Annotated in this window: 18 protein-coding genes; 3 read left to right on the top strand and 15 right to left on the bottom strand. The window is 66.1% G+C overall.

What is annotated here, in order from left to right; all coding sequences use genetic code 11:
• Positions 1-12 precede the first annotated feature (12 nt).
• Both EJB06_RS07210 and EJB06_RS07205 read left to right on the top strand, forming a co-directional pair.
• Positions 13-723, top strand: coding sequence for a hypothetical protein (locus EJB06_RS07210; protein WP_126073324.1), 711 nt, complete (start codon positions 13-15; stop codon positions 721-723).
• Positions 724-759: 36 nt separating this feature from the next.
• Positions 760-1,299, top strand: a complete 540-nt coding sequence (locus EJB06_RS07205; RefSeq protein WP_126073323.1) for a hypothetical protein — start codon at positions 760-762, stop codon at positions 1,297-1,299.
• Here EJB06_RS07205 and EJB06_RS07200 read toward each other — a convergent pair.
• The 5 genes from EJB06_RS07200 to EJB06_RS07180 form a co-directional block, all read right to left on the bottom strand.
• Complete coding sequence (locus tag EJB06_RS07200) at positions 1,266-1,742, bottom strand: hypothetical protein (RefSeq protein WP_126073322.1); 477 nt, start codon at positions 1,740-1,742, stop codon at positions 1,266-1,268. The genes EJB06_RS07205 and EJB06_RS07200 overlap by 34 nt on opposite strands.
• 84 nt (positions 1,743-1,826) lie before the next feature.
• Positions 1,827-3,746: a glycoside hydrolase family 16 protein gene (locus EJB06_RS07195; protein WP_229426969.1), complete on the bottom strand. Its 1,920-nt coding sequence runs from the start codon at positions 3,744-3,746 to the stop codon at positions 1,827-1,829.
• Between the two features lie 406 nt (positions 3,747-4,152).
• The gene (locus EJB06_RS07190; RefSeq protein ID WP_126073321.1) at positions 4,153-5,130 is read right to left on the bottom strand and encodes a DUF2804 domain-containing protein; all 978 of its coding nucleotides are present in this window, start codon (positions 5,128-5,130) and stop codon (positions 4,153-4,155) included.
• Positions 5,131-5,268: 138 nt separating this feature from the next.
• The gene (locus EJB06_RS07185) at positions 5,269-5,679 is read right to left on the bottom strand and encodes a hypothetical protein (RefSeq protein ID WP_126073320.1); all 411 of its coding nucleotides are present in this window, start codon (positions 5,677-5,679) and stop codon (positions 5,269-5,271) included.
• A gap of 10 nt (positions 5,680-5,689) precedes the next feature.
• The gene (locus EJB06_RS07180) at positions 5,690-6,886 is read right to left on the bottom strand and encodes a porin (RefSeq protein WP_126073319.1); all 1,197 of its coding nucleotides are present in this window, start codon (positions 6,884-6,886) and stop codon (positions 5,690-5,692) included.
• A gap of 129 nt (positions 6,887-7,015) precedes the next feature.
• Here EJB06_RS07180 and EJB06_RS31775 point away from each other — a divergent pair, with 129 nt between their 5' ends.
• Positions 7,016-7,156, top strand: coding sequence for a hypothetical protein (locus EJB06_RS31775; protein WP_164557853.1), 141 nt, complete (start codon positions 7,016-7,018; stop codon positions 7,154-7,156).
• A 98-nt stretch (positions 7,157-7,254) separates the two neighbouring features.
• Here the strand turns inward: EJB06_RS31775 and EJB06_RS07175 are convergent, their stop codons facing one another.
• The 10 genes from EJB06_RS07175 to EJB06_RS07130 form a co-directional block, all read right to left on the bottom strand.
• Positions 7,255-7,665 (bottom strand): hypothetical protein, encoded by a 411-nt coding sequence (locus EJB06_RS07175; RefSeq protein WP_126073318.1) that lies wholly within the window; start codon positions 7,663-7,665, stop codon positions 7,255-7,257.
• Positions 7,666-7,675: 10 nt separating this feature from the next.
• Positions 7,676-8,875 carry a hypothetical protein gene (locus tag EJB06_RS07170; RefSeq protein WP_126073317.1) on the bottom strand — a complete coding sequence of 400 codons (1,200 nt, stop codon included), beginning with the start codon at positions 8,873-8,875 and terminating at the stop codon, positions 7,676-7,678.
• Between the two features lie 538 nt (positions 8,876-9,413).
• On the bottom strand, positions 9,414-10,322 hold the full coding sequence (locus tag EJB06_RS07165) for a pirin family protein (RefSeq protein WP_126073316.1): 909 nt from the start codon (positions 10,320-10,322) through the stop codon (positions 9,414-9,416).
• Positions 10,319-10,723: an OsmC family protein gene (locus tag EJB06_RS07160; RefSeq protein ID WP_126073315.1), complete on the bottom strand. Its 405-nt coding sequence runs from the start codon at positions 10,721-10,723 to the stop codon at positions 10,319-10,321. Before EJB06_RS07160 ends, EJB06_RS07165 begins: the two co-directional genes overlap by 4 nt.
• Before the next feature lie 185 nt (positions 10,724-10,908).
• Positions 10,909-13,194 carry an SUMF1/EgtB/PvdO family nonheme iron enzyme gene (locus tag EJB06_RS07155; RefSeq protein WP_126073314.1) on the bottom strand — a complete coding sequence of 762 codons (2,286 nt, stop codon included), beginning with the start codon at positions 13,192-13,194 and terminating at the stop codon, positions 10,909-10,911.
• An 8-nt stretch (positions 13,195-13,202) separates the two neighbouring features.
• The gene (locus EJB06_RS07150) at positions 13,203-15,443 is read right to left on the bottom strand and encodes an SPFH domain-containing protein (RefSeq protein ID WP_126073313.1); all 2,241 of its coding nucleotides are present in this window, start codon (positions 15,441-15,443) and stop codon (positions 13,203-13,205) included.
• A 117-nt stretch (positions 15,444-15,560) separates the two neighbouring features.
• Positions 15,561-16,574, bottom strand: a complete 1,014-nt coding sequence (locus EJB06_RS07145) for a hypothetical protein (RefSeq protein WP_126073312.1) — start codon at positions 16,572-16,574, stop codon at positions 15,561-15,563.
• A complete protein-coding gene (locus EJB06_RS07140) occupies positions 16,571-17,632 on the bottom strand; it encodes a hypothetical protein (protein ID WP_229426968.1) in 1,062 nt (353 codons plus the stop codon). The genes EJB06_RS07145 and EJB06_RS07140 overlap by 4 nt, the downstream gene beginning before the upstream one ends.
• Entirely contained in the window at positions 17,629-18,213 is a 585-nt protein-coding gene (locus EJB06_RS07135) for a hypothetical protein (RefSeq protein ID WP_126073311.1), read from the bottom strand. Before EJB06_RS07135 ends, EJB06_RS07140 begins: the two co-directional genes overlap by 4 nt.
• The gene (locus EJB06_RS07130) at positions 18,210-19,457 is read right to left on the bottom strand and encodes a hypothetical protein (protein WP_126073310.1); all 1,248 of its coding nucleotides are present in this window, start codon (positions 19,455-19,457) and stop codon (positions 18,210-18,212) included. Before EJB06_RS07130 ends, EJB06_RS07135 begins: the two co-directional genes overlap by 4 nt.
• Positions 19,458-19,527 lie beyond the last annotated feature (70 nt).

The raw sequence follows: 19,527 nt of genomic DNA, 5'->3' as shown, positions 1-19,527 counted from the left end.
AGCGGACAAACAATGACGATCATCGAACTCCCGTTTCGGGCGACCACCGAACAATCCTGCGCCTGGCTGGAACAGCAAACCGGCACGCCGTGGACCCTGGCCAGGCTGCTGGAAAACGGACTCACGCCTTACGTCTGGCTCGATTACGACGCCAATCACGCCGACCTGTTCGGCGACGCCAACGGCGGCTATGCGGCGCCGATCTTCCTGGAAGCCGACACCGCGCGCCTGGCGGCCGGCAGCGAGGATGTGCTGATCACGGTCACCAAGGACGTCTATAGAATCGTGGCGCAGCTGCCGGCGCCGGGTTTCCGGCGCGCGCTGCACGAGCTGCGCTTTCTCAAAAAGGAGCTGGAACGGCTGGTCGTCAAACTCAAACGCGATGCGGAACCGAAGCCGGCGATCGTCGAATCGGCGCTTGAAGCGCGGGTCGGCATCAGCAAGGATGAGGCGATGGCGGCCTTCAGCGCCATGCTGCGGATCGACATGAGCCGCGCGCTCGACGACGCCGGCGGGATCTTCGGCGATGAAGGCGCGCGCATCAAGGGCAGCGCGCGCAAATCGAAAAAGCAGGCCATGTGGAATCCGGTGACGCTCGCGCTGGGAATGAACGATGTGTACCGGGTGCCGATTTCGCAGCTGAAACGCGCGTTCCAGGCGCACGATTTCCTCTATCCGTGGCTGGGACAGTGGAATGCGTCGCTCGCCCTGCTCGGCAAGTAAGTTAAACTACGTCCCTTACACTCCAGTTTCGAACCTATGACCACCAAAAAACAGCCTCCGGCCAAACGCGCGTCCGAGGAACCAGCCGGCCGCCCGGACAATCCCTTCCTCAGCACCGAGTTTTTCTCGCGCATGCGCGATTACACCGAGCGCGATGCCGCCTTTTCCAAGGAAATCAAGGCGATCGGCGACCGTGGCGCTGGCAAGCTGTCGACCGATGCGCGCACCGCGCCGTCGCTCGAACCGCTGCGCGGCGTGATCAAAAAAGGCTTGCCGCTCAAGGATATGTTCGACCGCATCGTGCAGGGCGTGGAATCGGGCCTGTGGGAACCTTGGCTGACCGCTTTCGGCTTCGAACTGCGCGGCGTCAGTTACGCCAAGACGGGTGCGCGCAATGCCCGCCTGGCGCTCGATATCAGCCTGGCGTCGAAAGCGACCGCCGTGTTTGCCAATGCCGGCATTCCCAACTGGCGCAGCCTGGTGGCGGAAGACAGCGCCCAGGTCCAGATCGAAAAGCCGACCGAAAAGACCCCGGCCAAGGCCTACGCCATCTTCTGGCTGGACGCCGACGACTGATCGGCCGCAGCGAGCGCCTTCCATCCCCACCAGGTGTAATGCGATTCGCGCTCTTGCACATGGAAGCGGCTCCCGCAATGGCGGCAGGTGCAGGCGAGGTCCGCGCCCCATGCATCTTGCGGGGTGGTGACGGCGTCGATGCGCACGTGTCCATCCTGCTCTTCCCGATGCGGGTTATACATCAGGTATTCCGGGTACAGCGCGCACAGGCAGCCCTGCCGGTCGCGATGAAATTCCAGCTTTCTCAGCGCGAAACGCAGGTGCTCCGCATTCGGAAACACGGCCCCGCCCAGCGCGAGCGTGCCTGTCGCGCGCCGCATGTCGTCGCTATGCGCAGCGAGCACGTCGAGCGCCGCGCTGTCGCGCAGCCGAATCACCGCTCCCGCTGCGGACCACACCCGATGCGGGTCGCGCGAGAGCATATCGTCAAGTAGTTTTTTCATCACCGTGCAGCATGTTGGACCTTGCCGCATTTTATACGACAGGCGAGGCGGCCACGTTAATGCCAGCCGCCTCGCCCTTGCCGCTTACTTCATCGTGAAGGTCTGCTGCGCCGTATCGACGGCGTAGTTCTTCGCCACGTCCCAGTACGTAAAGTTGTACCGGACCACATCACCCGCCTTGAGGCCACCTGCGACATAGGTGTTGTTACCCGCATCCTGGCGCAGGCGGATGTTTTGCTGGCCGCCGTTGTTGACCGTGTAATGCACGTCCGCCCAGCTCGACGTGCGCACCGAGAACTGCAGCGTCGCCGCGCCGGTCTGGGTGGCGCTGACCGGGGCCGGCGTTGGCGTCGGCGTTGGCGTCGGCGTCGGCGTTGGCGTCGGCGTCGGCGTCGGCGTCGGCGTCGGCGTTGGCGTCGGCGTCGGCGTCGGCGTTGGCGTCGGCGTCGGGGTCGGCGTCGGGGTAGGGGTCGGGGTCGGCGTTGGGGTCGGCGTCGGTGTCGGCGTACCCGACTCCCACACGATATCGTCGATCGCCATCTGGAACGGCGCCGTCGGCAGTTGCGTCGCTTCGCTCGAAAACTGGAACAGGTCCAGCATCGACTGCAAGGCCACTTTCGGTCCGACCAGGGTCGATACCGGAATCGTGGCAGTGGCCCATTCGCCGTTGCGCACCAAGCCATAGGTGGTCGCGTTGGCCGGGAACTTGACCGCGTTCTGGTTGGTGTAGGTATCCTGGATACTCACATTGAACGCCACATTCGCCGGGATCTTGATGCGGAACTTGAGATTGCCGTTCCTGAAATTGCTCATGTCATGCGCCTGGCGCGACTGCACGCTGCCGCCGAACCACTGGTTTGGCGCAGTGTAGTTGAGCGCAAAAACATTGCTGCCCTCGTAGGGCGCGATATTCCCGGCCGACGTCGATGCATTGTTCCACACGAAGACATCGGAACTGGTACCGGCCACCTGCTTGTTGTTGACCGCCGTATTATCGGTAAAGACCCCGAACTTGCCCACTTCCGGCGTCGACTGGTTGCCCAGCTTGACCGATCCCTTGCCGTCGAGCTGATACACGCGCACATAGTCGACATACATGGTGCCCGGCAGCGGCGCGGTCACCTGCCCCGGCGAGGCGGCATCGGTAAAATTACCGCCCACGGCGAGATTGAGCAGCAGGTAGAACGGCGCCTGCAGCGCGGTCGAATTGACCGGCAGCGGGTTATCGTACAGATTGCGTTCGACGCCGTTGTCGATGGCCGTAAAGCGCATCTGCGACTCGGTCCAGTACAGGCGATAGGTGACGAAGCGGTTCGCCATCGAGGTCGGCGCGATATACCAGTTCTTGGTTTGCCAGGCGGTCGACGCGGCGCAGCTTTCGTTGCCCGGCACGCAGGCGGCCTGCTGCCAGGTGATCACATTGGCGCCGACGAAACTGTCGATCGGCGCATTGCCGGCGGCCGCGCGCGAACTGGCGCGGTGGCCCATCTCGATAATATCGATCTCGCCGTTGCGCGGCCAGGTTTGCGGGCTCACGCCCAGCATCCACGCGGCCGGCCACAAGCCGGTGCCGAGCGCCGGCGTGCTGACGCGTACTTCGATCATGCCGTACTGCACCTGGACCTTGCCGGCCGAGGTGATCTTGCCGGAGGTGAAGGAGTTGCTGCCCACCGTCTGGCGCTGGGCCTTGATCGCCAGCGCGCGCGAGTTCGATTCGAACGGCACGTTGACGATGGACAGGTTGTTGGGGCTGTAATACTGCAATTCCTGGTTGCCGTAGCCGCACAGGTTGATCTGGCATCCGTTGCCGTCGTCCGCCGTCCAGACCGAGGTGTTGAGGGCCGGGCCGTTGAATTCTTCCGACCACAGCAACTGTCCGATGACGGGATTGGTGACGCTGGCGCCCGCGCCGCTGCCGTAGAGGGCGAGGATGCCGCCGGCAATGGCGGAGAGCACGAATTGACGGGGTTTCCGGCTGGCCTGCATGTTATTTTGATTTTTCACAATGTCTCCTGATGACTACGCTTCATAAAAATGCGGCGAGGCAGCGGAAACCGTTGTGGGAACGATTCCAATATCGTCTTCGCCGCGCTGTGCCCGGCGCTCGCAGGGAGCCGGGCAGGATACGCGTGGAACTGGGGGGCGGCCTCGGGCGTAGTGCGCGGGACGGCAGGGGTTGAGCGGAACAAGCCAGGTGCGCGGGCGCCTGCTGCATGGGCGATTCAGGTGCGGCAACGGTCTCCTTGCCTGCCGCAGTGCAAGCCCATGGCATGGGCGCTTTATCGATTATTGGAGCGAAGAAACTTCACATTCTTCCCGTTATGGAAACGCTTCCAAATCAGGAATGTGAAATATATGCCGATTGAATTTTGATGTCAAGATAAAAAGAAATGGCTGTCGCGCGCACGCCCTACCAGCGCGACGCGTGGTCTTCGGTCACGCCGGGCAGGCGTGTCACCACGCGTCTGGGCGCAGCGGCGCTCGCCCTCACCCATCCGGAAAAGCTGCCGATGGGCTGCACGTAGCGGCTTGCCGCCACCAGCAGGTTCTTGTCCTCGCGCCGGCAGCCTTCCGGCGTAAAATGCAGGTCGAGCAAGCCGTCATCGGTGAAGACATGCCAGGGCGCCATCGGATCGGCCGCGTCGAACACGAACGTGGCGGCGCCGAGGCCGATCAACTGCCCGTCCAGCCACAAGGCATTCTCGTGCGCGCCGAAGTAGCCGGCCTGCAAGTTGAAGCCCAGCGCCAGGCTGTGCGCCGAGGCCCAGCGCCACGCGGTCTCGCGCGCCAGCAAGCCGTTGGAATAGTCGAAGCTGGCCACCCCGCCAGCGAGCGAACAAGCCTGTGCGCCGACGCGCAGCATGCCCGTCAGCGCCAGCCCCGACGATTTCTGCGTCGCATGCACCGCCCCGCCCTGCACCGGGCCCACGGCCAGCAGCAGCGGTGCGCCAGGCGCGCCGAAGGCGGCATCGATCTCCAGCCCCTCGCAGCGCAGCGACAACTTGCTGGCCGACATCTCGATCCGCTTGCCCGCGAAGCGGAAACGGCTGCCTCCGCCCGCATGATCGGCCAGCCGCGCCGTCAAGCCCGGCAAGCCGTCGCGCGAAAAGCCGGCCGCCAGCGCGCGCCGGCTGCGATCGAACACATAGGCGAAAGCCGTGTTGGTCCAGCCGACATCGACAATGGCGATGCCGCAGAAGAATTGTTCGGTCGCCAGCGCCGTGTAATGCCAGCGCTTGTGATGAAAGCGCCGCCACCATCGGCCGCGCGCGTACGGCGCGCCCAGGCGCGACCAGTCGACATGCGTGGCGGCGCCGGCAAAGCGGCCGAAGACGGGCTGGCCGTCGGGTCCGGGAACGGTCAGGGGCGCGGCGGGAAGTGGCGTCATCGCAATGGCATGGTGAGCGGCGGGCCGCGGTCGCCCAGCCTAGCAGATGCCGTTCAATCTCGGCAAGGCCTGTGCGCCAGAAACGACAAAGCCCTCCCGGACTGCGGAGGGCTTGCTGCGCCTGGACAAGGGCGCTGCTTACTGCACCGTCAGGATCACCTTGACCGTGTCGTCCACGGCCGACTTGTCGATGTAGCCGATCGCGCTGACGTCGGCGGCAACCGCCTTCTTGACTTCGGCCGCCGTGTGATATTCCTTGGGCGCCGTGCCCTTGCCGGTGAACACCAGCTTGGACCAGATCGCCTTCACCTGGGCCGGTTCCTTCTGCAACACCTTGCTGTAGAACTCGTTGCGGATTGCCGCGCCTTCATTGAACTCGATCGGCGTGAACAGGGTCGATTTGCCGACGAAAAACTGGCCCGCCTGCTCGCTGAACATGCGCGTTGCCGGGTTCTTGGGATTGACGATCACCACGATTTCCGCGAAGGCAGGGACACCCGCCGCGAACAAGCCTGCAGCCAGCAGCATCTTGCCGAATGTTTTCTTCATGCTGCTCTCCTTAAAATACGAAATCGATGCCGGCGGCATACACATTGACGGTATCTTGAAAGCCCGGCCTGGCGCGCAGGAAAGTACCTGCACCGTCACGCGGTTTGATGCGGTCGATCTGCACTTTCAGTGCCGCCGACTTGGCGAAGTCCCAGCGCACCCCGATCGCGTTGGTCGATTGCTGCGCCGCCTTGACCACGCCGTTCACGCCGGCCGTAATCGGCGCCAGCGGGCCGCTGGTGGGCAAGCCGGCATACGTGCGGGCATTGTCCTGCTTGGTATCGCCATAGTAGTAATACGGGGTGATCTTGCCGAAGCGGTAGCCGAACATGGCGTAATAGGAATTGGTATCCGGAACGATGCGCGAATCGGTCCGGCGGATCGCATACTCCGCCTGCACCAGGATGTTCTTGTAATCCATGGTGAAGCCGGCCGAGGTGAACGACCCATCCACATCGGTAATGCTGAGGTCGTTCGCGACCTGGGACAGGCCGACCCGGCGCAGGGTGCCCAGCAAGCCTTCGAGCTGTTCGCTGTCCTCGATCGTGACCTTGGCGTCGGCGCGGCCGACGCGGAAGGTGAACGGACCGTTTTCGGCAACGATGTGAATCATCGTGGCCGGCTTGTACTTGACCCGGTTGTCGTCGGTGATCTTGGCCGACACATTGCCGATGCCGGCCTGCGCGGTCACCGTGGTGTCGCCGAAACTGCGCTGGTAGACGAGGTCGACGCCGTCGAAGGAGTCGCCGTTGACCTGGCGATACACTTCGGTGGGCGGACGGATCATGGTGTTGGCGTAGCCCACCTGGCGGAAGTCGGAGATCATATATACCGGCATGCCCATGCGGCCGACCCGCACCGACAACTCATCGTTGACCTTGAATTTGGCAAAAGCCCAGGCCAGTTCAGCACCCCAGGAGTCGCGCGCATTCTTGCGCGCCAGTCCCTGCACCGTGAACGATAGCCAATTATTCATCTTGGCCATGCCCTGGATGCCCAGGTTCGAATCGACACCGGTACGGGGGCTTTTGCCGACACCGGCCTGCTGGTTCGGCCGTGCGAATTCGACATCGTCGGTATCGGTCGCGGTCAGGGCCGCGGTGCCGAAGCCGCTGATGGTGTAGGTCGGACCATCGGCCGCATGCGACGACATGCTGAAGGCCGCCAGGAGTGCTGATACAAGGGCAAGACGCTGTGGTTGATTCATACTTTCTCCTCAATGGTTCGCAAGTGCTGAGGCCCTAGTGTGGGCCACGGGTAACTATTTGTGTACAGCGGACGCAGCATAATTAACGAAAGCGTTGTATCGAAGGAACATAGACAGGCATTGGCGCGCTTGAATATGGCCGAACAAATAAGCTTCCTGCTCAGCCGTATTTTTATGGCATGCAAAAAGATAAAAGCTTTGAACGTGACGAAGCGCAAGCGTGAATTACGCTTGGCAAGCAAAGGCGATCCGAAGGGAAAAAGAGGATGACTGCGGAGATGCTGCGAGGAGACATTGCGCGGCCGTGAAGGCCGCCGCAATGGATGAGCGTGCGACTGCTTGCCGGACCCGCAGGCCCGGCCAATCGATTACTGCACGGTGAGGATGACCTTGACGCTGTCGTCCACGGCCGACTTGTCGATGTAGCCGATGGCGCTGACATCGGCGGCGACCGCCTTCTTGACCTCGGCTGCCGTGTGGTATTCCTTCGGCGCCGTGCCCTTGCCGGTGAACACCAGCTTGGACCAGATGGCCTTGACCTGCGCCGGTTCCTTCTGCAGCACCTTGCTGTAGAACTCGTTGCGGATGGCCGCGCCTTCATTGAATTCGACCGGGGTAAACAGGGCCGATTTGCCGATGAAGAACTGGCCGGCCTGCTCGCTGAACATGCGCGTGGCCGGATTCTTCGGGTTGACGATGACCACGATGTCCGCCATGGCGGGCACGGTTGCCGCGAACAAGCTCGCTGCCAGCAGCATCTTGCCGATCGTTGTAGTCATGCTGCTCTCCTTAGAAGACGAAGTCGATGCCGGCGGCGTAGACATTGACCGCATCGCGCAAGCCCGGCTTGGCGTTGAGGAAGGTGCCCGAGCCGTCACGCGGCTTGATGCGGTCGACCTGTACCTTCAGGGCGGCCGACTTGTGGAAGTCCCAGCGCACGCCGACCGCGTTGGTCGACTGCAGGCCGGCCTTCATGGCGGTGTTCACGCCGGCGCTCAGCGGCGCCAGCGGACCGGTCGATGGCAGGCCGGCGTAGGCGCGGTCGCTGTCCTGCTTGACGTTGCCATAGTAATAGTACGGCGTGACCTTGCCGAAACGGTAGCCGAGCATCGCGTAGTACGACGTCGTGTCGTGAATCACCAGCGAGTCGGTCTTGCGCACGGCGTATTCGGTCTGCAGCAGGACGTTCTTGTAGTCCATGGTGAAGCCGAGCGACGTGAACGAGCCGTCCACATCGGTCACCGACAGCTGGTTGGCGACATTGCCCATGCCAACCTTGCGCAGGGTGGCCAGCAGGCCGTCCAGCGTTTCGCTGTCTTCCAGGGTGACCTTGGCGTCGGCGCGGCCGAAGCGCAGCGTGAACGGGCCGTTCTCGGCGACGATGTGGATGGTCGTGGCTGGCTTGTATTCGATGCGGTTGTCGCCGACGACCTTGGTCGACATCTTGCCGACGCCGACTTGCGCGGTCACGGTGGTCTCGCCGAAGTTGTGCTGGTACATCGCATCGATGCCATCGTAGGAATCGCCGTAGACCTGGCCGTACACTTCCTGCGACGGACGGATCATGGTGTTGGCGTAGCCCACCTGGCGGAAATCGGAAATCATGTAGACCGGCATGCCGATGCGGCCGACGCGGATCGACACTTCGTCGCTGACCTTGAACTTGGCGAACGCCCAGCTCAGTTCGGCGCCGTAGGAATCGCGTGCATTCTTGCGGGCCAGGCCCTGCGCGGTGAACGACAGCCAGTCGTTGATTTTGGCGGTGCCCTGGATGCCGAAATTGGAATCCACGCCGGCGCGCGGGCTGTTGCCCACGCCGGCGGCCTGGTTGAAACGCGCGTATTCGACATCGTCGGTATCGGCGGCGGTCAGGGCGGCAGTGCCGAACCCGCTGATGGTGACGGTTGGCGCATCATCGGCTGCATGCGATGAAACACTGAAGGCTGCCAGGATCGCGGTGACCAGGGCCAGGCGCAGTGGTTGATTCATTCTTTTCCTCAATTGGTTGCTTGTTTCGAGGGAAAGGATTGTGGACTACGGGCAACTTTTTAGATACCGAGGATCACTTCAAATTCGCTAAATCGTTGTATCGAAGGAACACAAGCGGGCACGGGCGCGCTTGAATATGGCCGAACCAATAATCTTCCGCGTGGAAGCAGTGGTTATGGCATGCAAAATTGCATATGCATTGTCACAACGGGGCGCGTGCATACCTTGCGGTCCGGCGCAACGCGGCTTGATTGAAGGAAAATGCGCGGAGCAAGGAAGGGAAAAGCCGGCAGCGCGAAGCCGCCGGCCGGGTGCGTGCTCAGTCCGGCAGAAGCACCAGGAATACCATCGCCACGCCGATCAACAGCGCTGCCTGCAAGCTGAACACGACGGCGGGAATCTGCAGCTCGTCGGGAATCTTCATGATCGCCTCCACACGGTTGTTTGCGTGAAGGCTTGGATGCATACGATGCTGAAAAGTTCCCGTCAGTGCCTCATGCCGCCGAGATAAGCTGTTTTGCCCCGCGCCTCGGCTCCATCATTCCCGCGCCAAGGGGGCCTGACCGCCAGTGCCTGCCTGGCGTTTTGGAAAAGGAATGAATTCGGTCTCGCCGGGTACCTGGTCGAAGCGCTGCTGTTCCCAGTCCTCGACCGCGCGCGCGATGCGCTCCTTGCTCGACGATACAAAATTCCACACCATGTGGCGGTGGCCGTCCAACGGCGCGCCGCCGATCACCACGAACTGCGCGCCGGCGGCGGCGTACACGCTGGCGCCGCTGCCGGCGTCGAGACAGGCCATCGTGTGCGGCGCCAGCAGCTCGCCATCGATGGCGATCTCGCCCGTGACCGGATAGATCGCCGCTTCCTGCGGCAGGTTGTCGAGCTCGATGCTGCGGCCCGGATCGAGGGTGATGTCGAGATACAGCGTTTCGCTGAAGGTCGCCACCGGCGAGGTATGGCCGTAGGCGCTGCCGATCAGCACCCGCACCAGCGCGCCGTCGAGCCGCTCCACCGGAATCGCGTCCGCCGGCGTGTGCGCGAAACTCGGCGCGTCCTCCTCGTGCGCGCGCGGCAGCGCGGCCCACAGCTGCAGGCCGTGCGAGCGGCGCGGCTTGCCGGCCAGGTCGGGCGGGGTGCGCTCGGAGTGGACGATGCCGCGCCCGGCCGTCATCCAGTTGATCGCGCCCGGTTCGATGCGCTGCACCGAGCCGACGCTGTCGCGGTGCTCCATCGCGCCTTCGTACAGATACGTCACGGTGGCCAGGCCGATGTGCGGGTGCGGGCGCACATCGTGGTTGGCCTCGGCCGGCGCATCGATCGGACCGAAGTGGTCGAAGAAGATGAACGGCCCGACCGCCTGCTTGGCGGCCGCCGGCAGCACGCGCCGCACGCGAAAGCCGCCGCCGATGTCTTTTTCGTGCGGCTTGAAGAAGTGGACGACGCTCACGGCTGCACCAGGGTGGTAGTGATTTCGGTGGTCACGCCGGTCATCAGTTTCTGGATCGGGCACTTTTCGGCGGCCGCCAGCAGGTCGGCGCGCTGCGACTCGGACAGGTCGCCGCCCAGGTGCAGCGCGGCCGACAGGCGGTACACGCCCTTGCGCTCGTCGCTGGCGTCGCGGTCGATGGTCACTTCGATGTCTTCAACGGGAATGCCCTTGCGCTTGGCGTACCAGACCACCGTGAGGGCCTTGCAGGCGCCGAGGGCGGCGTCGTACAGGTCGTGCGGGGACGGACCGGCATCGGCCCCGCCCTCCTCGACCGAGCCGTCGGCGGGAATGAGGTGGTTGCGCACGTGGACGATGTGGCGCATCGGCTGCGACAGATCGCGCTTGACGGTAATGGACATGGGTTTCCTTCTGGATGAGGGTGGGTGTTGGCGGAATTTACACCGTTTCGCGCGATTGCGCATCCCACGGAATGGGGGTGTCCCCGGCCCCATCCCGAAAATCCATACGGCCGCCACCAAGCGGCCCTGGGCAAGTCAGGTAAAAACGACTGGTTTGGCGTGTGGCAGACCGGCAGGCGGCATGCTCATGATGGGGTGACGATATTGCGCGCGACCCGAAAGCCCACGATATCGTTACTTAACTGCGCCGAAAACCCGTTGCGCAGGGCCGAGCGCAGGTAGCGCGGGTTGTACAGCCACGATCCGCCGCGCAGGATGCGCCGGCTCTGGTCCCCGCCCTGCTCCCAGGCGTCGCCGGTGTTCGGCGCGCCTTCGTAGTTGTCGTGCACCGGGTCCTGCACCCACTCCCACACGTTGCCGTGCATGTCGTACAGCCCCCACGGATTGGGCGGGAATAATCCGCCGCGCGTGGTGCCCTGGCGGTACTCGCCCTTGGGACTGCCGTTGTAGGTGTAGTTGCCGTCGTAGTTGGCCAGGGTGGTGTCGATCTCGTCGCCGAAGCTGAAGGCAGTCTTTGTGCCGGCGCGGCAGGCGTATTCCCACTCCGCCTCGCTCGGCAGGCGGTAGAGCTGCCCGGTCTTCTCGCTCAGCCAGCGCACGTACTGCTGCGCGTCGTGCCAGGTCACGCCGACCACCGGATGCTCGTCGGTCTGGGCGAAACCGGGATCGGCCCAATTGACTTCGCCATGCGGCTGCCAGCCGGTGGCGCGCACGAACTGGCGCCACTCGCCCACCGTGACCGGAAAACGCCCCATCGCCAGCGGCTGCTCGATGCCGACCCAGTGCTGCGGCGTTTCGCGTTCCACCCACGATTGCTGGGAGCCGGCCCGCATCGCGATCTTGCGTTCGTGCTCGGGAGACCCCATCTGGAAGCGCCCGGTCGGCAGCAGCACCAGTTCCGGCCCCTTGCCCGTGCCGTCCAGGAAGCGGTCGCGCAGCACGCCGTCGGTATCGGCCACCGGGCCGCTTTGCTCGGGCAGCTGGGCCGTCACTTCGGCCACGCTGCGTTCGGCCATTTCTTCGCGCGCGCGCTGCTGCTCGGCGCGATAGGCAGCCACCGCCTTGGCCTGCATCGCCTTGCGCTGCTGTTCCTCGCGCGCCTTGCGCGCCTTTTCGGCGTCGGCCTCGCGCCGCTCGCGCAATTGCTTGCTCAGCGCCTCCTTGCGTTCGCGCTTGGCCGCATCGGCTTCGGCGCGCTCGATGGCTTCCTGTTCCTTGCGCTGCTTTTCCTTGAGCAGATGGGCGGCGGCGGCCGCTTCCGCCTCGGCCTTGCGCTGCACCGCCAGCTGCCTGGCGCGCAGTTCTTCCTGCGCGCGCTGGGCCGCCTGCTGCGCCGCGTGCGCCACCTGTTCCTCGGCCTGTTGCGCGGCATGCTGCGCCGCCAGCTCCTGCGGCGACGGACCCACCGCACCGCGCAGGGCGGCCAGCAGGTCCGGCACCGTGGCCGGGCGCTGGTCGGGATCGAAGGCGAAGCCGCTGCGCAGCGCATCCCATTCGCGTGCGGACAGCGCCTCGGGCCGCGGCGGCTCGTGACTGGCGCTACGCGGCCCGTCGAAAGGCATGCGCCCTTCCACCATCTGGTAGATCATCACCGCCACCGCGTACACGTCGAGCGCGCGGCTGGGCTGGCGTTGCAGGGTGCCCGCCTCCGGTGCGCGGTAGCCGGCGGTGCCGGAATTGCCGGGCGCTTCCAGTCCGATGCTGCTTGCGCTGCTGCGCGCGCGCGCGGCGATGCCGAAGTCGAGCAGCTTGATCTCGCCTTTTTTGGTGACGAAGACATTGCCAGGCTTGATATCGCGGTGCACCAGCTTGTGCTTCTCCCATGCGTACTGCAAGGCGTCCGAAATGGGCGCCAGCAGCGCCTGCACCCGATCCAGGCTCAGTGGCCCCTCGCGCGCCAGCAGGCTGTCGAGGTCCTCGCCTTCCAGGCATTCCATGATGATGAAGTAGCTCGACGTGGCAGGGTCCTGCGCCCACTCGTAGACCCGCACGATGTGTTCGTGCGCGAGGCGGCGCGCCTGGGTCGCTTCTTCGATCAGCAGCTTGGCGTGGGTGGCGCTTTGCGTGAGCTGCGGCGGCAGGATCTTGAGCGCAACCATCGCGCTGTGACCGAGTTCTGCGTGCGTGGCCAGGTCCATCGCCTGCCACACCTGGCCCATGCCGCCCTGCGCGATCAGCTGTTCGAGGCGGTAGCGGCGGTTCTGCGGGCCGATTTCCTGCCCCACCATCAGCCCGATCTCGGTGCCCTGGCGGATGTGGATCGCCGGCGCCATGGGCGTACCGCTGCCGCCGGGCGGCGCGTACTCCGCATCCAGGATGGCGTTCTTGCGGCTGTCGAACTCCTGCTGGCTTAACAGGCCATCTTCGTGCAGGCTGCGCAGTTCGCGGATCTTGTCTCTTGCCGTTTGCATCTGTCCTGTCAAGGTTGGATCGCCGCGCCGCATTCGGCGCAGAATTTATCGTTGGGACCGGCCCGGTGCCCGTTGACGCACATGCGCACCTGCGGGCGCGGGGCCTGATCATAGCGCACCTGCGCGCCGCCCTGCGCCACGCCGGTGCCGAGCGCCGACTGCGAGGCCAGCGCCGCCTTGTTCACGTCGTTCTGCATGCCCAGCAGGTCGAGCTGGTGACGCCGGTCCTTGTCCACTTCGGCGTCGCGCAGGGCGCGTTCGCGCTCGGCCCTTTCCTGCGCCCCGCGCGCCGCTTCCGCCGGCGTCACGCTGTAGGTCGCGGCCACCACCGACGCCAGCGCCGCCAGCTGGTGCGGCGTCATGCCGGCGTGGACCTGGGTCTTCATCACGTCGGCCAGCGCCAGCGCGTTGGGACCGGCCGCCAGCGCCACCTTGCCGGTGTCGCTCAGGTTGCCGATGGTCGAGACGCGATCGATCTCGATGCGCGCCAGTTCCGCTTCGTGCGCCTGCCGCGCGAACTGGGTCTCGCGTTCGTGGGCGAGGCGCTTGAGTTCCTGCTGCCAGGCCGCTTCCTGCTCCTGCTGGCGCAAGGCGTGGCGCCGCTCTTCCGCTTCCAGCGCGATCTGCTGCGACTGGCGCGCATGGCGCCCGTCCGCCTCGATCGTGCGCAGCAGCTTTTCGTGCTGGGCGATGGCGTCCTGCTGCGCGCCGCCGCGCCGCAGGGCCGCGATCTTCTGGTTGATGTCTTCGGCGTCGGCCTTCGCGCCCGCATCCTTGAGCATGTCCGCCCGCAGCAGGTCGCGCTTGCGGTCCAGCGCCAGCTCCTCTTCCCATTCGGCGATGCGCTCGGCCTCGCGCTTGTAGGCCGCGTTGGCCAGCGCCAGCGACTGCCATTGGGCCGTGTGCTGCTCCGCTTCCATGGCCGCCTGGCGTTCGTTGGCCGCTTGCTGCGCCTGGTGCAGGCGCGCCACTTCGGCGCGTTTGCGCGCCTCGTCCTCGATCCCCAGCGCCTGCGCGATCTTGTTGTCGATCTGCTGCTGCAGCAACTGGTGCGAAAAGCGCTGCTGCGCCAGCTGGCGCATCTCCAGCGCGCCCTGCTGCGCCACTTCGAGCTCGGTGCGCATGCGGATCTGGGCCAGGTGGCGCAGGTGCGCCCACTCGGTCGATTCGTCCTCGCGCGCGGCGCCCTTCTTGGCCAGTTCGTGTTCCAGTTCGGTGACGATGTCGCCGGCGCCGCGTTCCAGCGCCTGCTTGCGGTTCCTGGACTCGACGATGCGCCCATACAGGTCGATCTCGCGCGCGCGCAGCGCCTGCAGGCGCTCGGCGTTTTGCAAGGTCAGCTCGGCTTTTTCGATGCTGTCGTCCTGGCGCAGTTCCTGGCGCCGGTAGCGCAGGCGGTTCTGCTGCTCTTCGACCCGGATGCGCTGCCATTCTTCGTCGTTGTAGAGCTGGTCGAGCTGTTTGGCGTGTTCGAGCTTGACGTGGCGCTCGTCGGCCACCAGCCACAGGGTGCCGATGCGCGCCTGGTGGGCGTCGAATTTATCGTGGCGCAGGGACAGCGTATCGACCTGGGATACCGCCAGCCCGTACTGGGCCAGGCGCAGCTTGAGCGATCCTTGCAGGCGCTCGTCGAGCTGCGGGCGCAGGTCGCGGTTGCCGGCCATGTCGCGGATCGACTGGCCGGCGATGAATTCGGCCGCCAGCTGGCGTACCGAAGGCGCCAGCAGTTCGCGCAGGTGGCTTGCGCCGACCGCGCCCGGCATGGTCATGAAGTGCTGGGCAAAGGCGCTCACCTGCTCGATCTTCACGCTGACCGTCAACTGCGCGCCGATGGCCAGGTGTTCGGCCGTTTGCAGGTCGTCGAAGGAAAATTCGACCGGCATTGCGGCGGTGCGGGTGATGAGGATTTCGGCGTGCTGGTTGCGCAGCAGGTGATTGAGGCGCGTGAAGAAGCCCTCGATCTCGTATTCGCCCTGCGGCACTTCGGTCGCCTTGCCCGCCTGGAGGATGTAGGCGCGCGTGGTCGCCGGCACCCGCAAGGTCTTGACGAACAGGCCCGAAAGCTGTTCGACGCCGAAAAACACGGCCAGTTCGTCGGGGCCGGGAATCCAGCGGTTCTCGCGGAATACCGGTTCGTTGCGCGGCGCGCCCAAGGTCAGCCCGCACTTGGCGCAATAGCCCGCATCGCCGGCATTGTGATGCTCGCAACGCGGACAGGTAAGTCCGCCAAAACCAAACATCTGCAACATATCGACTCCTGGTTGTTCAACTTGCACCACTTTTTACCAATCCAGCCCCGGCCGTCCCGATTTTAGCAGGGGACGCCACGCACCACCGCCGCGCACGCGGGTCATGTAAACGGGTGTTCAAATAATCCCGATCCGCTCGACCAGCGCCACGCTGGCGCCGCGCGCGCGCAGCGCCTCGGCAAACCCGGGCGCCAGCGCGCTTTCCCACGCTTTGGGCAGCAAAATGCGGTCGCCGGCCACGGTTTGCTGCAGGATCAGCGCGCACTTCGGCGCGCAGCCTTCGACCGTATCGACCCGCCCCGCATGCCAGGCGCCCGAACAGCCGCTGGCGATGAGCCGCCCGCGCGCCACAAATTCGCGTCCGCGCGCCATGCGGTCGGCCATCACCAGCGCCAGTTCGAAGGAATTGCCCTGGAAGCGCGCCTGGCCGAAGCGCACCACCGTGCGCCAGCGCCCCAGCGCGCGGCCGTCGAAGTGGCGCGCCCCGGCCAGCGCCTGGCGCACCGCCAGCAGCTGGACCGGGTCGAGGCCCGGCGCGGCGATGCTCTCTTCCTCATCCCCGCCCGCCCCGGCCAGCGGATGAACGCTCACCTCGACCCAGCACAAACTGTCGTTGATGCCGCCGCTGTGCAGCGGAAACCAGGCGCGCGCCGAGGCCACGCTGGCCGCGCTGTCGGGCTGCCCGGTCAGGGCGCCCAGCCATCCCAGGCCAGCGGGCCCGCCCAGCAGCGCGTGGGCCGGCGCATTGGCCACGTCATGGCCGCCGATGCGTCCCAGCTGCCATTGCTCGGACCAGCCGTTGGCCAGCACCGGGCCGGCGGGCTGCCATACTCCGCGCGCCATGCGGTCGGCCAGCACCACGGCCAGTTCCCAGTCGCGTTCATGGCGCCCGGGCGCGCGGTCGATGCTGATGACCACCTGGTCGCGGCTGTCGACACAGCCTTCGGTCAGGCGCGCCAGGCGCACCACCTGCTGCATGCGTTCGGCCACGGCGGCGTCGCCGGCGCCGCTGCATTTGACGTCGGCGCGGCCGGCGCGCGGGCGCACCGTGGCGCTGACGGTCAGCAGCGCCCCGCCGGCCAGCACGCTGCGGCATTCGGCGCCGTGGCGCTTGTCGTTTGCGCATCTCATGCCGGCTCGCTTTCGGCCGTGGGATTGGCCACGCGGCGCGCGGCGCATTCGTGTTCGAGATTGGCGATGATGCGGTCGGCGTCGTCGAACAGCGGCGCCAGTTCGCCCTCGCCCGCCAGTCCCAGGCGCGCCAGCAGCGCCCACGCTTCATCCAGGGCGGCGCTGGCGCGCAGGCTGTGGCGCGTGCGCGCACGCTGGCGTTCGGCCGCCAGCGGCTCGCCCGGCGCGGCCAGTTCCAGTGCCGGCATGGTGTTTACCGACAGGCTGACCTGGTCGAGCCGCTGGAGCAGCGCCCTATGCTGCTGGAACAGCGCCTGGCCCGGCGGCAGCACCGCCATGCGCAGGCCGTGCATCACGCAGGGCAGTTCCAGGAACAGGCGGCGCAGCGCCCTGGCATCGCTGCCCTGGGCGTCGACGGGCGCGGCGGCGGCCTTTGACGGCGGCGGCTCCGCCTGCGGCACGTCGGCCGCGCGCGCGAGCAGCATGGCGGCGTAGTCGACCCGGTCGCCCAGGTCCACCGGCACGCAATCGTCGACGCTGATGCCGAAGCGGGTATACAACAGTTGATTGAAGCCGCCCCGAAACGCATTCCATTCGTCCAGCGTAGTGCACGGCGGCAGCGCCAGGTGGCCCAGCGCCAGCTCCTGCTGGAGCGCCGACTCGACGGACGCGGCGAATGCGGAGAGAGCAAGCGTGTCGCCCGCCTCGCTGGCCAGGAACAGGTCGAAGCGCTGCTGCGCCACGCGCGGATCGGGCGCGTCGACGGCGAACGACAGGCGCAGGCCGAGTTCCGGCGCCCCCGCGAAGGGCAGCAGGTCGGCGCCGTACGGGCCGGGATGAAAGCAGAATGCGTTCTCGGTCTCGGCCAGGACGATGCGGGTGCCCTCGGCCACGCGGCGCGTGTGGCCGCCGCCGTCGGCCACCACGCCGGTGCAGCCCTTCGGCACCGTGCAGCCGGAACCCATGCGCAGCGCCAGCGTGGCCGTGCCGAGCGCCGACGTGTCGGGCGGGGTGGTTCTGGCGGGACGCTTGAACAGGCCGATCATGGCGTTACTCACACGTGCACCGGTTCGACCGCGAAGTGCGCGCCGAACTGCTGGAAGTGCGGCGCGGGCGCGCCCTCGAAGGGCCAGCCGCATTCCACTTCGCCATCGGCATCGAGCCGGCCTTGCAGCAGGATCGCGCCGCCGCCGTCGACCACGCGCAGCATCGGCTGCTCGCGCAGCAGGCGCGCGGCGAACGGCGCGGCGGCGTCGAGCGAGAGGATCAGGCGCCAGGCGCCGTCCTGCGCCACGAAATGCAAGCTCCAGTGGCCGTCGTCGGTCAGCAGGCGCTCAAGGTCGGCGCCATCGTCAGCGGCGCGCAGCATGCCGGCGCTGCCGCTCCAGGCCTCGTCGTTGGCCGCGCGCGCACCGTTGCGGCGCGCGATGGACAACTGGCGAAAACGGCGCAAGGTCAGCGGCGAGGCACGCAAGGCGGCCAGTTCGGCGCGGTTCAAGGGATGGCTGCCGTCGAGGGCCGCCAGCAGCACGGCATCGGCCAGCATCAGGCGGTCGCCCTCCACGCGGGGCGACAGCAGCAGCCGTTCGAGCAGCTTGCGGTCCGGTTCCTGGTTCACTTTCACATCATTCTCCTTCATGGAACTGCCTCCAGCAGGCTGGCGATGGCGGCGTCGCGGCGCTTGCGCAGGGTCGGCAGCGACACCTGGTCCAGCACCGCCAGCTGCTGCATGGTCGGCAGCTCGCCGGTGGCCGGATCCAGCCATTCGCCGGGATAGCTGTCGTCCAGCCCACCGATCGTCTTGAGGTACACCGCCAGCCGCACCGGCAGCGAATAGGCCGCCAGCGCGCGGGCGGTCCAGCTGGCGTGGTCCTGCGCCGACCACGCCAGTTCCATGAAGCGGGGGGGCAGTGAAAGGCTGGCCGCGATCGCGGTGTCGTACGCGACCGCTTCGGGCGCCTCGGCAGGCTCGGGATCGGGGTCCGGGGCTTCGCTGTCGGGCTCCACCTCCGCCAGGATGCGGCCCTCGCCCTCCTCGACGGCGGCATCGCTCACGCGCCACAGGTCGTCGAGCCAGTTGGCCGCTTCGCCGGCGTCGTGCAGCCAGTCGCTGTCGCGGTTCGACGACAGTTCTTCGTAGTCGCCGATCTCGGCCAGCATGGCGCCGATTTTGTCAGGGCTGGTTTTCAGGTTGGCGAAGCGTTTGGATTTGGTGTGCAGGGGACCGGCGGCGCCGCCGAAGCGTTCCAGCGACTCGCTCCAGCGCAGCACCCATTGCGCCTTGCAGGCCCCGATGGCGCGCATCTGGCGTGCTTCGATCGGCATTGCCGTCACCTCGCGCCCGAGGATGGCGCCGACCTGCTCGGGGTGCTCGCGCCAGGCGCCGAACAGGCGCGCGATATCGCTGTAGGCGGTATCGAGCATGCGATAGGCATACATCTTGTTCGGACTGCACGCCCGTCCGCAGGCGGCCTGGTAGTTGTCCGAATCGACCTTGTCGCGCAGGCCCGCGTACATGTCGTTGACCTTCTTGCGCAGGATGGCGTCGCCCCCGGGCGCCGTCCAGAAGGCGCCGATCTTCCCGTATTCCTTGTCCACGGCGTCGCACAGGGCGGCCCAGTCGGCGGGACGGGCCTGCAATTCGTACAACAGGCTGAGCGACAGTTCCAGCACGCTCTCGCCATAGCTGTTGGCCGGAGCCTCGGCACGCGCCGAGCGCGCGCAGGCGCGCAGCGCTTCCGCCGTCAGGTCGACATACCCGGCCAGCGCATCGGACAGGTGCGCGGGCGAGAGGACGCCGAACGCCTCCAGGGAACAGTGCCCAAGCAGTTTGCGCACCTGTTCCCAGCCTTGTTCCTGATACCGGGTTCCCGGCAAGCGCATACCATCCCCATCGTTGTTCGAGCATCAAAATGATGCCATACAACGGGGATCGGCAAGGCGCGCTTGAAAG

The organism is Massilia atriviolacea, assembly GCF_003953935.1.
In the GTDB taxonomy this organism is placed as follows: domain Bacteria; phylum Pseudomonadota; class Gammaproteobacteria; order Burkholderiales; family Burkholderiaceae_D; genus Telluria_A; species Telluria_A atriviolacea.
This window is presented reverse-complemented; position numbering and strand designations above follow the sequence as displayed.